This is a genomic window from Wolbachia endosymbiont of Rhagoletis cerasi (assembly GCF_018454475.1).
In the GTDB taxonomy this organism is placed as follows: domain Bacteria; phylum Pseudomonadota; class Alphaproteobacteria; order Rickettsiales; family Anaplasmataceae; genus Wolbachia; species Wolbachia pipientis.
The window spans coordinates 48,542-64,762 of the sequence record NZ_JADCNC010000006.1; the positions used below are offsets into that span (position 1 = coordinate 48,542).

10 protein-coding genes are annotated in these 16,221 nt (G+C 35.2%); 6 read left to right on the forward strand and 4 right to left on the reverse strand.

The window, feature by feature from the left end; translation table 11 throughout:
- Window positions 1-52: 52 nt before the first annotated feature.
- The 4 genes from INQ25_RS01785 (at window position 53) to INQ25_RS01800 (ending at window position 6,559) form a co-directional block, all read left to right on the forward strand.
- Entirely contained in the window at window positions 53-1,255 is a 1,203-nt protein-coding gene (locus INQ25_RS01785; protein WP_213862919.1) for an ankyrin repeat domain-containing protein, read from the forward strand.
- Complete coding sequence (locus tag INQ25_RS01790) at window positions 1,248-3,053, forward strand: pentapeptide repeat-containing protein (protein WP_213862920.1); 1,806 nt, start codon at window positions 1,248-1,250, stop codon at window positions 3,051-3,053. The genes INQ25_RS01785 and INQ25_RS01790 overlap by 8 nt, the downstream gene beginning before the upstream one ends.
- Window positions 3,037-3,642: a guanylate kinase gene (gene gmk, locus INQ25_RS01795; RefSeq protein WP_213862952.1), complete on the forward strand. Its 606-nt coding sequence runs from the start codon at window positions 3,037-3,039 to the stop codon at window positions 3,640-3,642. Before INQ25_RS01790 ends, gmk begins: the two co-directional genes overlap by 17 nt.
- 286 nt (window positions 3,643-3,928) lie before the next feature.
- The gene (locus INQ25_RS01800) at window positions 3,929-6,559 is read left to right on the forward strand and encodes an ankyrin repeat domain-containing protein (RefSeq protein WP_213862921.1); all 2,631 of its coding nucleotides are present in this window, start codon (window positions 3,929-3,931) and stop codon (window positions 6,557-6,559) included.
- On the opposite strand, the gene sdhA is transcribed toward INQ25_RS01800, so the two are convergent.
- Both sdhA and gltX read right to left on the reverse strand, forming a co-directional pair.
- Complete coding sequence (sdhA, locus tag INQ25_RS01805) at window positions 6,531-8,336, reverse strand: succinate dehydrogenase flavoprotein subunit (RefSeq protein WP_213862922.1); 1,806 nt, start codon at window positions 8,334-8,336, stop codon at window positions 6,531-6,533. The two genes, INQ25_RS01800 and sdhA, sit on opposite strands and share 29 nt — an antisense overlap.
- Before the next feature lie 845 nt (window positions 8,337-9,181).
- Entirely contained in the window at window positions 9,182-10,603 is a 1,422-nt protein-coding gene (gltX, locus tag INQ25_RS01810; protein WP_213862923.1) for a glutamate--tRNA ligase, read from the reverse strand.
- A gap of 150 nt (window positions 10,604-10,753) precedes the next feature.
- Here gltX and INQ25_RS01815 point away from each other — a divergent pair, with 150 nt between their 5' ends.
- Together INQ25_RS01815 and INQ25_RS01820 are read left to right on the forward strand one after the other, a co-directional pair.
- Window positions 10,754-11,515 (forward strand): ankyrin repeat domain-containing protein, encoded by a 762-nt coding sequence (locus INQ25_RS01815; protein WP_213862924.1) that lies wholly within the window; start codon window positions 10,754-10,756, stop codon window positions 11,513-11,515.
- 69 nt (window positions 11,516-11,584) lie between these two features.
- Window positions 11,585-13,660: an acetyl-CoA carboxylase biotin carboxylase subunit gene (locus INQ25_RS01820; protein WP_213862925.1), complete on the forward strand. Its 2,076-nt coding sequence runs from the start codon at window positions 11,585-11,587 to the stop codon at window positions 13,658-13,660.
- Here the strand turns inward: INQ25_RS01820 and INQ25_RS01825 are convergent.
- Window positions 13,609-14,637: a COX15/CtaA family protein gene (locus INQ25_RS01825; RefSeq protein WP_213862926.1), complete on the reverse strand. Its 1,029-nt coding sequence runs from the start codon at window positions 14,635-14,637 to the stop codon at window positions 13,609-13,611. The two genes, INQ25_RS01820 and INQ25_RS01825, sit on opposite strands and share 52 nt — an antisense overlap.
- Window positions 14,619-16,217, reverse strand: a complete 1,599-nt coding sequence (locus INQ25_RS01830) for a glycosyltransferase family 2 protein (protein ID WP_213862927.1) — start codon at window positions 16,215-16,217, stop codon at window positions 14,619-14,621. Before INQ25_RS01830 ends, INQ25_RS01825 begins: the two co-directional genes overlap by 19 nt.
- Window positions 16,218-16,221: the final 4 nt, after the last annotated feature.

A 16,221-nucleotide genomic window follows, 5' to 3' on the forward strand; every position in this document is an offset into this window, starting at 1 on the left:
TTAATCATTTGATTATAGTATCATTTTAATTAAGCTTATGCTTGGGATATTTATGAAGAATATTTTATATTTTATATTATTAGCTGTCGTATTCGGATCACCCATCCTGTTTGCCGTAGAGCAGCTTGAAGAAAAGAAAATTGGGTCAGTTCATAAAAACGAAAATGTAGGTGCAAGAAAGCAAGATTTACTGAGCAGCACAAATCAAAAAGATGAGTTGAAAAGCAACGTCGATGCTAAACAAACACAAGAAGCTGAGAGCAAAAGATTAGACGGCACTACCGATAAAGAGAAACTGCAACACAACGAGAACAAAGCTTTCGTGGTTGAAAAAACTATAAGTGAAGGTGAAAGGATTGATAAAGATTTGCCAAATGACCAGCTAGAAGGAAGCACAGACAAATTTGCTCAAAATTTACCAAATGTGGCCAATAAAGAAGTGAATAAAGATTTGAAACCAGAGCCTTTGCCTTTAAGTGCTGATTTAAATGAGAATACAGCTAACCCGCAAAAAAATCTACAAGCTGATCAGAAGATCGATATAAAAGATAATGAACTTTCAAAAAGTGATGCGAGTCAATTATTAGAGGGAAAAAAAGAAAAAGTAGAGAATCAGTCTGAAGAAAAAAAAGTGAAAGAAACAAACAGTAATTCCAAGGACCGCAATAGAGTAAAACCTATAACTAAAAAAGATGAAGAAGAGCAAAGTGAAAAGAAAAGTTTACAAAAATGGACAAAGCTAAACAGAGAACCAATAAAAGAATGGGGTCATAAAGACATACAAAGCAAGTCAATATATAAACGACAATATGATAGCCTTAATGAGCATCTTCCTACAACTATATTTATTGACGATTACAGTAAACAATTTTTTTACTGCATTAAGAAGAACAACTTAACTTGCTTAAGAGGAGTAATAAGTAAGCTAGAAAAAATTGGATTAACAATTCAAGAGATACTAAGATTTAGAAATAAATTGGGTGATACTCCTCTCATTTATTCAGTTAAACAAGGTGAGGTAGACATAGTGCGCTTTCTCTTATTACAAGGTGCTGATCTTAGAGTAGTTAATAATAATTTTCAATCCCCAATTGATATAGCAATCGAAAAAAAGCAGGTCAAGATAATAAATGCGATTGCCGAAATGATGCCACACCTTTTGGAGGATAGAAAAATAGACAATAAAGAAAGCTCAGCAATGTACGATTGGGCTGTGAAAACGAAAGAAATACAGTGCGATAAGCAAGATGATTAGATTTTTGATATTAATTTTAGTTGGTCATTTATGTTATGGAAACGAAATAAATGATGAAAAAAATCCGATTAGTGATTTTTTAAACGCTCTGCATGATGTAAAATATGTATCTTACAGCAAAAAAGACTTTGCTGAATTTTTGGTGCAGTGCCACAAAGAGGGCGTGCCAGAAGATTTTAAGAAAGGTTTTGGTTCTAACTTAAATGGAGCTAATTTTAGTCAATTATATCTCAATAAATCTGTTTTTGATGGAGTAAGTCTAATTGGTGCTGATTTTTCTAACACCGATTTATCAGATGTGTCTTTCATTGATGTTGATTTACGTGGTGCTAATTTCTCCAATGCTAATTTACATGGCATTAAAATAAAAGGTACAAATTTGAGTTTTACAAAATTTGTTTCTGCAAATTTAACAGATATCGTATTTGACCAGTCTAATGTTAGTTATGCTGATTTTATCAGTTCCGATCTCAAAAAAGTAAGTATGCACAATGTAATTGGTGTGCATACTAATTTCTCGAATGTGAAAATGAGTTTTTCTAGCTTATCAAACTCGAATGTTAGCTACGTAAATTTTAGTGATAGTGAAATAAACGATACCGTTATGCAGAAAAACAACCTTGATAATGCAAGTTTCTTTGGAGTGGATGCATATAAATTAAAGATACAATTTTCTTCATTAAAAAATGCTAACATATATGGTGCAGAGTTAAAAGAATCAGACTTTACAGGTAGCAATCTTTCCGATGCCTGCCTTAATTCTTCTATCATAATTGACAGTAACTTCGACGAAACTAATTTAAGCAACACACAAATTTCCTATGTGAATGACGATAATTCAAGTTTTGTTCAATCTATACTAAATGGTTCCAAGATAAAACATGCATATGTTTCTGAAGCAAATCTTCATGATGCTGATTTATCCAATATTGATTTTAGTTTTAGTGAACTGCATCAAGTTAATGTCTCTAATGCTGACATTCGTCACGGAAAGTTTCATAATACTAAAGTTGCGAATTCTAACATGAATGGCTCATTTTTTGACCATTCACTATTTACCTCTGCAAAGATAGAAGATTCAGACCTTTCTACAACTTCAATGTATAAGATAAAAATCCAAGACTCTCAAGTTTATAACAGTACGCTTTCTCGCCATAATATTGATTCCAGTGAAATAGAAAATTCAACATTCTTTAATTTATTAGCTGATAATTCGAGTTGGTCCAATTTAAAAGTAACTAATTCAAATTTTATTGAAAGCGATTTCAGATCTTCTTTGCTTCACGCTAATGCCTTTAGGAAAACTAGTTTTTTTCTTAGCAATTTGAGTAATTCAACAATTAGTGATATGTCTTTTCTCTCTTCAAGCATATATAAAAGTTCAGTTGCTAATGCTCATTTAACAGGTTGCAAGTTTGATAATTCAATTTTGATTGACAATAAAGGACAGAAAAAACTTGCAGGTTCAGAAAATGCTATAACTTCGATTAAAGATTTGCAAGAGAAAATATCACAGGGTGAAAAATTTAATGTAAATTATTCTTACTTTGAATTTAAGGATATGAATTTAGAAAATGCCGATTTTTCTAATTCAACATTGAGTAGAGCAAAGTTTGTAAACGTTAATTTGAATAGGGCAAATTTTGAAAAGACCGATTTGCGCTATACTGTCTTTGATAACTCTTCTCTCATTGGCACCAACTTATCAAATTCTAATTTAGAAGGTTCTAGCTTTTTAAACTCTGATCCAAAAAGCACCATGTTAAAAAATGCAAAGAAAAATGACCGTAAAAAGTGAGGGCGTATTATTGGTTCTATCCTCCCCTTCTGGAGCTGGAAAAACTACTATATCAGCAAAATTACTTGAGCAATCAACTAATTTAGTTAGGTCTGTTTCTATGACTACACGCAAGCCTCGCCCCGGCGAAATAAATGGAAAAGACTATTTTTTCGTTACCGAAGAAAAATTTCACGAGTTATGCAAAGCTGGCCAAATGCTTGAATACGCCAAAGTTTTTGAGAATTTTTATGGTATACCAAGAAATTTTATAGAGCAAAACTTAAGCAATGGAATAAGCGTTTTACTAAGCATAGACTGGCAAGGAGCATTTCACTTATTCAAGCTCATGAGAAAAAAAGTTGTGAGTGTTTTTATACTTCCCCCTTCAATGAAAGAACTTAGGTTGCGTTTGCAAAAGCGTAATAGTGATGATGCAAGCGAAATAGAGCGCAGATTAGCCGAAGCTCAAAAAGAGATAAGCAAACGTGATAAATATGATTATGTAATAATCAATGATGATATTGACAAAAGTGTAGAAGAGATAAGCTCCATACTAAATAAAGAAAGACTTAAAAAATCAGAAGAAAAACCAAGCCTGGAAGACTGATAAAAACATCAATTTGGATATTTGCAGCTATAGTTTCTTATCCTATTTTAGCCAGTAGCACGTTTCGCAGTTTAGCTATATTTATTATTTTTTAAGATTAAATGGTTAAAATAGTAGCAACTGTTCAAGTGAGGATTTGACTATGATAACAGATTTTCTAATAGAAACTAGTTTTCTGCCTTTCCACCTATACATATACAACGTTTAGCTCAATTTAAAAGTCAAACTTCTTGGTTGTTAGTTTAGTGCTGACAACTTAAATAGCTTTTAATATTGAGGTTTTAGTATGGGTATAGATATAACTGCACTAACTACTAATGCAGATAAATTAGGTGAATGCATAGATAAAAATAAAAAGCAAGAGCAGGATAGAAAAGACGAGCAATTGCACTGCACTATAGAGAGAAAGGTAAAAAAAGAAGAACACAAGCGTGAAAAACCAAGAGGTCAAGATGGAACCCTCAAGAAGTGTAAAAGGTTATTTGAGAAAGATGCTAGTCCTGAAGTATTAACTAAATTAGAAGAATCACTTAGAGAACAAGAAAAATATTATAGGTATTATGTCCAATGCTTCCTTCCAGTGCTAGATAAAGCAATAGAACGATCGAAAAAAATATCAAATGAAACAAAAGAGCGAGTAAAGCAAGCAATTTCAGAAATTACTTATAATAGTAGATATTGTTTTACCCACAACCGTAGGGACAGCGAAACAGAGAGTGGCTACGGCAGTGATGTTGAAGATGATCATGAAGTAGAAATAAGCAACGAAATAACAAATAACAATGCTCTACTACTAAAAGCGATCAAAAATGGAAATAACAGGAAATTTAGAAAATATCTAAAAGATTGTACGGATATTAGCAGCATAAAAGCTGAAGAAGGGAAAAATATTTTACACCTCATTGCGTCGTTGGAAAAGAAACAGAAATGCAAGTTTCTGGGTACCCTAATAAAAACGGTCACCAAGGAAGATCTAGCACAACTCATTAATAGTGAAAATCAGACCCCTTTTCAGGTAGCACTAATTAACAAGGTAACAAAAGAAAAACATGAGTCTAATACAATTCGAAGTAACGATAACACACTTAAGTTTCTTACAAAATTGTTAGAGCATGGAGCCAGCTCTGATAATTTAGAATTATCTACAGAAGAATTACAAAACTTAAAAGAAGAGCAAAAGACATACTATCGTAATTTCTTAGAAAAATTAGCAGAGTCAGTAAAGAAGTCTAAGTTAGACCAAAAGACAGAAAACTCGGTAGTAATTAAAATCGCGAAAATTACCGACGGTGGTTACCCATTACATAAAGCAGTTTCAGATAAAAATATAGATAGATTTAATGATTTGCTACAGAGAGGTGATGATATTACTACTAAAAATGCAGATGGTGATACGGTCTTACACTGTGCTGTGACATTAAAGAAAGAAGCAAAGTGTAACTTTACTCAGCTTATACTAGAAAAAAACAAAGAACTGGTAAATACTCGAAACAAACAGCAAACACCTCTTCACCGATTACTTCAGTATATAGAAAAAAAGAGCGGGAAACAATCATGTACAGGTAAAAATTTTGAAAAAACTAAAAGGTATGAAACCCTAGAACTATTGCTAAAAAATGGTGCAGATATTACTGTGCAAGATAAAGATGGAAAAAATGCTCTGCACTATATTGCTTTACTAAAAGGAGAACAAAAAGTTACATGTTTAGAGTTGATTTCAAATAAAGATGATGCTGTAAATACTACTAACAAGGAAGGGCAAACACCGCTCCATCAGGTACTCCAGCGCATACAAGAAAAGAGTAAAGAGCCTTCATTGAAAAATAAAATAAAAAATGTAGTAAAAAATGTAGTAAAAAAAGAATTTAAGGATACTGGCAGGTATAAAACCTTAGAGTTATTTCTACAAAATGGTGCAGATATTACTGTGCAAGATAAAGATGGAAAAAATGCTCTGCACTATATTGCTTCATTCAAAGGAGAACAAAAAGTTACATGTTTGGAATTGATTTTAGGTTTAGTGGAAAATGGAACAATATCTAAAGATAAATTAGGTGAAGCTATAAATGCTAAGAATGGAGAAGGGAGCACACCCCTAGAATTGGCATTAAAGAAAAAAGCAAAAAAAGGAAGTATCGAATACCTATCGCAAGAAACAATTTTTGATTTAGCAACTAATTATGATAATACAACAAAGTTTTGTGCAGCATTATTACAAAACGGTGATTCTGGTTCTTTGTGGTTAAAAGATCCAGAATTCCATACTAAAAAGTACTATTTAACTTTACGAGATCTAAAAGATTATTCAGGGACTCCACAGAAAGCACAGGAGAAAGCTAAAGAACTAAAAGAGAAGCTTGAAGAAAAATACCACTGTGGAACTGCTTCGAAAAAATGCAAGTCTGGCATTAAAGAAGCAGGTTCTGGTATAAGAAAAGGAGTATCTGCTGTAGCAGGATTCATAGATCCAGCAAAAAGGACCCGCGAACTGTTAGCAATCACGATAACGATTACTGTTATTGCAATGGTAACATTTGCTTTCTTTCAGGGTCAAATGGCAATTGGAGCAGCCATTCCTATCATAGCTACTGCTGGAGTTATATGCCTTACTTTAACTTTAGGATTTAGTGGTATTAAGAAACCTTTTGAAAAATCAACCAACAAAGCACAGGACACATTTAACGACAAAAACCGCTCTAATTCAACAACAGAGCAGAATCAAGCTTCGAAGAACCTTGTTAATAATGATCAACAGAATTTAAGAAATGAGACTAAAAATCAAGCAGTACAAAAGTCACCAAATCAACCAGAGCATACAGAAAACCCAGCTACTAAAATGAGCGATGTATCAATACTACGTCAATTCATGAATAAGCTAGATGGGCTGACTAATAAACCCTCTTCTCTGGCGCTATGAAATCAATCTCACCGCTCAGAGTTTTTTCAGCCACTTTTTTATAATCAATTTTTACGTTAATTTGCCCTTTCTTTTCTTCAAGCCACGCTATAGTGTGCTTCATCCAGTTTTTGTCATCACGTTCAGGAAAGTCTTCACGAGCATGGGCACCTCTGCTTTCCTCGCGATTAGCTGCGCATTCCATGGTAATAACCGCTTGTGGGATCATGTTAGCAAGCTCCAGTGCTTCAACTAAATCACTATTCCACATCATACTGCGATCCTCAAGTGAAATATCAGGCATCATTTTTGCTACCTTTTTTATAGCTTTTTTGCCTTCTTCTAAAACTTCAGCAACACGGAACACTGATGCGTACTTTTGCATAGTGTTCTGCATTTCGCTGCGTATTTTTGCTACTTTTAGCCCACCGGAGGCAAATCGCATTTTATTAAATCTATCTACTATCCAGTCTGTGCAGTCTGAATGCAATTTTTTATGTGGTGTACCGGATTTTAGTTTCTCTCTTGCTCTGAGCGCTGCAGCTCTACCAAAAACCACAAGATCAAGAAGCGAGTTAGAACCAAGTCGATTTGCACCGTGCACAGAAACACATGCAGCTTCTCCAATTGCAAATAGTCCATCTACCACTTCTTCCTTACCTTGCTTCAGCGTGATCACTTCTCCATAATAATTGGTTGGAATGCCACCCATGTTATAGTGAACAGTCGGAATGACCGGTATTGGATCTTTAGTGACATCAACTCCAGCAAAAGTTCTTGCGGTTTCGCTGATGCCCGGCAATCTGAGTTTTATTACTTCCGGATCAAGATGCGCTATAGTTAAATACATATGATCTTTTTTTGGTCCAACCCCCCTTCCCTCTCTAATTTCAATTGTTATTGCGCGACTTACCACATCACGGGAAGCTAAATCTCTTGCTTTTGGTGCGTAACGTTCCATAAACTTCTCGCCCTGAGAATTAACGAGGTACCCCCCTTCACCACGGCATCCTTCTGTCATCAAGCACCCTGAGCCATATATTCCTGTTGGATGAAATTGTACAAATTCCATATCTTCAAGTGGTAATCCAGCCCTTACTACCATGCCATTACCATCACCTGTGCAGGTATGCGCACTTGTTGCAGAGAAATAAACACGTCCATATCCACCTGTTGCTAACACCACTCTATGCGCACGAAATCTATGTAATGTGCCGTCGCATAGCGACCAAGCAAGAACTCCGCAGCATGCTCCGGTTTCGCTATCCATAATTAAATCAATCACAAAGTATTCAACAAAAAATTCAGCGTTGAATTTAAGACACTGCTGATATAGAGTGTGAAGGATTGCGTGCCCAGTCTTATCTGCTGCCGCACAAGTGCGCTGCGCTGATTTTCCTTTACCAAAGTGAGTTGTCATTCCACCAAAGGAACGCTGGTATATTTTGCCATCTTCTGTACGAGAAAAAGGTACGCCAAAATTTTCAAGTTCAATAACAGCTTTAGCAGCGTTTTTACACATATATTCTATTGCATCTTGATCACCAAGCCAGTCTGAACCTTTTATTGTGTCATATGCATGCCAGCGCCAATCGTCTTCACCGATATTACCTAAAGCTGCACTAATTCCGCCTTGTGCTGCAACTGTATGACTTCGTGTAGGGAAAATTTTAGAAATGCAGGCAACTGAAAAATTAGTTGCAGCCATCCCAAGCGTTGCTCTGAGCCCTGCTCCACCTGCACCTACTACTACCACATCATACTCATGTTCTATGATCTCATACGCTGACTTATCCATATTTACTTATTTTATCATTACAGGCTTATGATATCACAGAAGTAGAAAAAATCTATACAAGTTTTCTATAGTTAAGACGTCATGCCGCCGCGGCGCTAACAAGTAGCGGGATGACGGTTGTCGGGGTGTCATGAAAGTAGCTGACACTTGGGGTCTATGTTTTTTCTGGTCACACGTACAGCTGTACGAACATTGTGCTACTAGTAGGGTGTCATGCCAGTGCTTGACACTGGCATCCAGGAATTTTATTAAGTTGGTGAGTATAAAAGTAGCTGTTTTATGTTAAAATACGACGTTTTCGATGAGATTATATGGAAAACTGGATTCCAGTGTCAAGCACTGGAATGACACCTCTCTTGGGCTCTTTTAGCTATAAACATTAAGAAATTTACCAAACGAAAAAAAAGGCAAAAGAAGCCCCGTGGTTATTATCCGCTTTAAAATATTGGCGTTTTTTATGTTTTAAACGCTTGACAAGCGAAATTCAGCTGCTTTTAATTGCAACTAACCTACGCTGCAAATGTTTAAGAAATTTACTAAGCAGAAAAAAAGACAAAGAATCCCCGAGTTAGCTAGTCTTTTACTATCTCTGTCGAGTATTGGCATTTTTTGATGTCTTGTAACGCTTTATAAGCGCGTTCAGCTTATTTAGATAAAAATCTAGATGTAGATGAAGTTTTGTAAAGACATACAGTATCTATATACTGCAAAAAATTAAACATAAGACGCCGATACATTAAGTAATCCTTACCTTTTAATCTGCAGATTGGCGAAAGCAAATACAATAGCTTCACTGTCATGATAAAGGGGCTGGCAAAGCTTGTCAAGAAATTTTCTTATTTCATTTAAATTGCTTGTAACCTTCTTATACACTCATCTTTACCAAGAATCACCATGATATCAATGATTCCAGGTGCATCCATTACTCCAGTTATAGGGGCGCGTAATGAGTGGTATACATCGCTTATTTTCATATCGTGCAATTTTGCACATTCCTTGATCTGAGAAGATAAAAAACCCTTATTCCAATTTTCATCACCGATCTTTGACAGAAATGACGCAAGTAACTTGATTATATCGAGGTTAGATTTGACAATTTGACGAGCTTCTTCACTTAAATCAAGTGGCGGATCTTGAATATAAAACCTTGCTAAATCCAGCAGTTCAGCCAGGTAATTTGCTCTTTTTTTTAGTTCCGTTAGCCCCTGTAATAAATAGTTCTTTTTTTTGTCAGTTAGAGTATTTTCTCCAAGTATTAGAGCCAGAATATCTTCATTGCTCATATTACTAATATAGTGGTTATTCAAATGCTCCAGCTTTTTGAAATCGAGCCGTGCAGGTGAACGACCAATACTTTCTAAATTAAACCACTCTATTGCTTGCTCATCGCTAATAATCTCATCGTTGCCGTGACTCCAGCCAAGTCTCAGCAAGTAATTACGCATCGCTTTTGGCAATATTCCCATCTTTTCATAATCGCAAACGCTTGTGGCACCATGCCTTTTGGATAGCTTATTCCCATCTTCCCCATGGATAAGCGGCACATGTGCAAAGCGTGGAATGTCAAAATCAAGAGCCTGGTATATTAGCAGATGTTTAAAGGTATTAGTGAGATGGTCAGAACCGCGTATTATATCAGTTATTCCAGCATCATGATCGTCAACTACCACGGCAAAAATATATGTTGGAGTGTTATCAGAGCGTAAGATCACTATATCATCAAGCTGGTCGCTATTTACTTTGATTTGGCCGTATATTTTGTCATCAATGACGATCTCTTGTGAGTCTGGCACTTTGAAACGGATAACTGACCTCACACCCGATGTCATTCCAGCGCGTGACCACATATTTTTCCAGTGTCGGCTACTTGGATGACAAGAAGGAGGTTTTGTAGTACATTTATGCTTGTATATCTTGCCCTCTTCTCTTGCTTTTATTTTCTTTTCTGCAACTTCATCCTCAGGGCAATAACAGTGATACGCCCTACCCTTCTCAACTAAAAGGTTTGCTACTTCTTTATGCCGCTCTATTCTTTTTGACTGATATACTATTTCCCCATCACAGCTCACACCGAGCCATCTTAGCCCTTCTATAATTGCATCAATTGCTTCTTGTGTTGAACGTTTTCTGTCGGTGTCCTCAATTCTTAGCAAAAACCTGCCACCATGATGCTTTGCATAGAGCCAATTGAATAAAGCAGTACGAGCTCCTCCAATGTGCAAAAATCCTGTTGGTGATGGAGCGAATCTCGTGACTATACCTGGCATATTTGTCCGTTACAGTAATATAAATGATGATAGCTAAAATTTATGTTTGTAACAATTTAGAATTTATTTATTCTGAGAGATAAAATTTTATTTATTTTTCATAAATTGTGTTGTATAATTTAGTATTGGTTGAATATAGCGAGGTGAGTTATGGATGGACTTGTAGATATAGCAAAATTGCTTTCAGATAATGAAGCTAATATCAATTGGCGTTACACCGGCCCTTTTGATAAAACAAAACAAAGAGTACAGGCAGATAATCTCCTGCATTTAGCTGCAAGAATACAAAACAAAGATAAATTTGTAGACATTTGCAAGAAGAACATTGCTTCTGTAACTGCGCATAATGAATACGGAAATAATCCATTTCATGAAGCAGCAAGAAGTGGAATTTTGCTGCCTGCAGTACAAGAGATTGTGGGTTGCTTAAAGACGGAAGCTGGTAACAAAATTAAAAAAGCAGAAGAAGCTGAAGATTGGAAAGAAGTAAGCAGATTAAAAGAGGAACTTAAATGTAATAAACAATATATTAAAGATGCACTCTGCAGTAAAGACTATGCTTTTAATAACAAAAAGAGAACTCCTCTTTATTACTTAGATGCTGCACAACAGAAAGAAATTAAGAAAACCGTAGGCATAAAAGACAGCTTTATATGTAACCAGAAGTTTCACCTGTGCTTATATATAATAGGAGCGATAGCATGTATCGCTGCTTTATGTTTGTCTTTATACTTTTTATTTTTAGTTTCTCAATCTTTTGCACTAAGCTCGATGGTTGCAATAGCTTCTGGCGGAGTCACATACCTGTCAGTTAAAGCATGTAACGGGATATACGGCTTGTATGATGAAAGTACTATAATGACAGATCCTGATGTTATGCAACTTTTAAATGGTGGTTTAGCTGCAGCATGAAGCTAGAAATTACTTGCAGGCAATGATATAGAAATTTACTTTCTTAACTTAAGAAAGTATACTAATACGATGACGGAAAAGAAGTACAGTAAGATTTTAATAGCAAACAGAGGAGAGATTGCCTGCAGGATTATCAGAACTGCTCGTAGGATGGGTATATCTTGTGTGTGCATATACTCGGATGCAGATGTAAATTCTGTGCATGTAAGACAAGCAGATGAGTCAAGATATATCGGCCCTTCGCCATCTTGCCTCAGTTATTTAAACATTGAAAAAATATGTGAAGTAGCAGTTGAAACAGGTGCTGAGGCAGTTCATCCTGGCTATGGTTTTTTAGCAGAAAATCCAGATTTTCCACGTGCTTTGCAAAAACACAATATAGATTTCATAGGTCCCAGTGCAGAAACAATAGAAGTTACAGCCAACAAAATAACAGCAAAAGAAGCGGCAAAAAAAGCTGGAGTGAATGTAGTGCCAGGATATATGGGTAAGATCAGCGATGCTGCCCATGCAGCTCAAGTTGCTGAAGAGATCGGTTTTCCCGTTATGCTTAAAGCTGCATCAGGCGGTGGTGGCAAAGGAATGCGAATTGTAAACTCCAAAAAAGAAATTGAACTAGCATTTACATCAGCCACAAATGAAGCAGAGAAAAGTTTTAAGGATGGCAGTATCTTTATAGAGAAATATATAGAACTACCAAGACATATTGAAATACAAATCATAGCAGATAAATATGGCAATATAGTGTGTCTTGGAGAAAGAGAATGCTCGATACAAAGGAATAACCAGAAAATAATAGAAGAAACGCCAAGTCCATTCATTAGTGAAGAAGTAAGACAAAAAATGTATGTTCAATGTGTTTCTCTGGCAAAGCAAGTTGGCTATTTTTCAGCAGGCACTGTTGAGTTTGTTGTAGATAAAGACCAAAACTTCTATTTTCTTGAGGTAAATACGAGATTGCAAGTTGAGCATCCAGTAACAGAATTTATAACTGGAATAGACATAGTAGAAGAAATGATTAGAACTTCCTGTGGAGAGAAATTGAGATTCAATCAGGATGATATTAAACTTACTGGTTCTGCAATAGAAAGTAGAATTTGCGCTGAAGACCCATCGAAGAAATTTTTCCCTTCCAGCGGAAGAATAAAATATTACGATAAACCGGGTGAAAATGATTATGTAAGAATAGATGATGGAGTTGCTGCAGGTTCAGAAATTAGCACGTTCTATGACTCAATGATTGCAAAAGTTATAACATATGGAAAAGATAGAGTAGAAGCGATTAGCAGAATGCAAAAAGCATTGTCTGAATGCTATATAGAAGGAGTAACAAATAATATAGAATTTCTAGAATCCATCTTCCATCACCCAAATTTTATCGCAGCAAAGCTCCATACGAGATTCATTCCAGATCATTACCCTAGTGGGTTTCACGGCGATTTTGTTGCAGAGGAGTATATTAAAATATTTATTTTCACTGCGTTATATGTTCATTTGGAAAATGAAGAAAGGTACCATCATAAAGCAGTGAATGAAATATCTCAGGTGTCATTCCAGTGCGTGACACTGGAATCTAGTAAAAAAGAAGGGGCACCAGTATCAGCTACTCGGATGGCAGGTGACCGTGCAAGAGATTTATTCATAGTGAATATAAATGACAATGAGTACTCCGTAAATGCAAAATACCAAGATAATATATTAATAACAGTATATAATCACAATAAATACTCCGTTATAGGCAAGTGGAAATCAAGTTATAGATTGCTATATATCACAATTAATGACGATACCAATATAGCACTTAAAATAGAAAGACAAGGCAGCAAGTACTTCATAAGACATGCAGGTATGAAAGCTGAGTGTTGTATATTAAAACCTCATGTAGCTGAATTAAGTAAGTTAATGCTAAATAATGAAACAGAAGGGATTTCAGTAGATGCTGTAAAATCCCCAATATCTGGCTTATTAGTTAAATTACACGTAAATGTAGGAGATCAGGTAGAAATAGGACAACCTTTATTTGTTGTGGAAGCGATGAAAATGGAAAATATTATATGTGCTGAAGCAGCAATGGTGATAAAAAATATTCCCGTTCAAGAAGGAAAAAATGTGCAGATTGGTGATGTAGTCTGCTTCCTTAAATAACACAAGAAGTATAAACTTGACCCAAACAAGATAAATGAAAACACTTGATGAGCTATGGCAATGGCTATCGGTATGTGCAATAATAGAGTAATTACACCTAAAATGATCTGAATGACGACGGAGAGCAGCATAATATATACCGGTTTTATGCTAGCATTTTTTACTGTGAGTATTACTACCAAAGTTAGTATTAGCAATGCCAGTGCTCGATGTATAAATTGCACTGTCGCTCTGTTCTCAAAGATATTCAGCCATATAGGCTGTAAGAAAAATAAATCTTCTGGAACGATTTGTCCGCCCATTAGTGGAAAGGTATTGTAAATCAAACCAGCATTTAATCCCGCAACAAACGCACCGAAAATTATTTGTATTACAATTAGGGCCAAAATCATCCCTGTATAGTATATAGTGTCACTACTAATCTTAAGTTTAGTTTGCTTTGGCCTGATTTGGTAATCAAAAAATTGATATGACAATAATGCAAAGATAATTAATGCTAATAATAAGTGAAGTGCAAGCCTATAGTGGCTAACATGAGGTTCAGTTACTAAACCACTTTTAACCATATACCAACCAGCAAAAGCTTGTAAAGCTCCAAATAATAATGCCACACATAGCTTTATTACTACCTTTTTAGATATTTTTCTTCTTAATATGAAATATATAAATGGCAGGACAAAAACTAAACCTGTTAGTCTTGCAACCAATCTGTGTACATATTCTATTAAGTATATAGCGCGAAACTCCTCCATACTAATACCATAGTTAAGTGCTTTATATTCAGGTGTAGCTTCGTATTTTAATTTTTCTTGTAGCCAGTCTTGTTCACTCAGTGGTGGTAATGTTCCAGTAATTGGTTTCCACTCCGTGATTGACAATCCTGCTTTTGAAAGTCTGGTAAATCCACCAATCCCTACCATGAGAATTACCATGACCGAGCAGAGAAAAAGCCAAATAGCTACAGGTTTTGCTTCCATAAACCATGCTGAGTTTTGTTCCATCGCTCAGGGTAAAGAATAAATTCCCATAAGGCAAGAAAAGCTGCAACACTATGTAGCAGACTATAGACCGGAAAAAATATCGATACTATATAAAAATAAAAAGGCATCTTTTGCTGTTTGACAGCTATTACCAAAAGAATCAGGTTAGTAACGTATACCACTACAAAGTAGTACAAAAATAATCCATTTAAAACTTTAGTTAATATCAATGAAAGCAGTAAAAATGGAGTAGTAAAAAATATAAAAGCTGCAGAGCCAACAAAAAGATTCAATAGCAAAATTCCCTTAAATCCAGTGTGTTTATAAAGAGACTTTATATTTTTTAAATGAACAATATAAGTTTGCATATAGCCTTTGATCCAGCGCGCTCTTTGCTTAATCCAAGCAAATACAGCAATTGGTGACTCTTCCAATGTTTCTGAGTCAATCATCCTGGTTTTATATCCCATTTGCGCAAGTCTCAAACCGAGGTCAGCATCTTCGGTAACACTATAAGCATCCCAGAAAAACATTTTTCTTAGAATTTTTACTGAAAAATGATTACTGCTACCACCCAAAGGCATTGGCATGTTCATTTTTTGGAATCCAGGCAATAAGTATTGAAACCAGTTCATATACTCCAGAGAAAAGGATTTTGTGAGAAAATTACAATCACAATTATAGTAATTTAATTTCGCCTGTACACAGGCTAACTTATCGTCGCCCTTATTAAATTCAATCAGTGCTTTTTTTAACTGCAATGGGTCTGGTTTATCGTCCGCATCATATATTACTGCATACTTTCCTCTAGCAAAGCTCATAGCATAATTGCATGACTTGGCTTTTGTTCTAGGCAAAGAATAAGGCACTTTTATTACTTCAAAATACTGCGGTAAAGTGTACTTTTCTATAGCTGCTAGCGTTTCTTGGTCATCACTTTCTACCTGAAGCTTCACATCTAATTTTGATTTTGGATAATCCAAACTTTCAATGCTTTCAACCAATTGCTCTATCACTGCACTTTCTTTAAAAGCAGGCAATAAAATAGTATATATAGGAAAATCTTCTTCACTCAGCTTACTATAATCCACTTTTTGGTTGGAGGTTTCACATAAGTTAAAAATTGTAGCTATAAACTTGAATAAATAGCTAGAACATCCGATTATAAATATCAACATCAAAGCAAAATATGTATATTTCTCTGTTAGTGTTAAAATTGAAGTTACAATAAAGAAAGAAGCAAAAAATATTGAGCTTAGTTTAATGCTTTTGGCTGAAAAATTAGGATTCTTGTAATATAAGTAGTTGCTTGCAAATTCTGAAATACCAAAGTGCGAGTTAAGAAGATTTAAAATCTGTTCGCTATCCACTTTTATTAATACATAGTCAATACCGTAATGAGCTTCGACCCAACGGTTGATATCTCGGCTTGTGTCTTCAACCATAAAAAAAGTAGTATTATTTAATTTTTGCCAAGGAATTATATTAAATTTATAGTAAAAAAGTTTTTCTTGCTCTTTGCATAAACTAGAATCAAACTTAATTTTTTCTACATTATCAGCTTGAAGTATGGGCATTAAA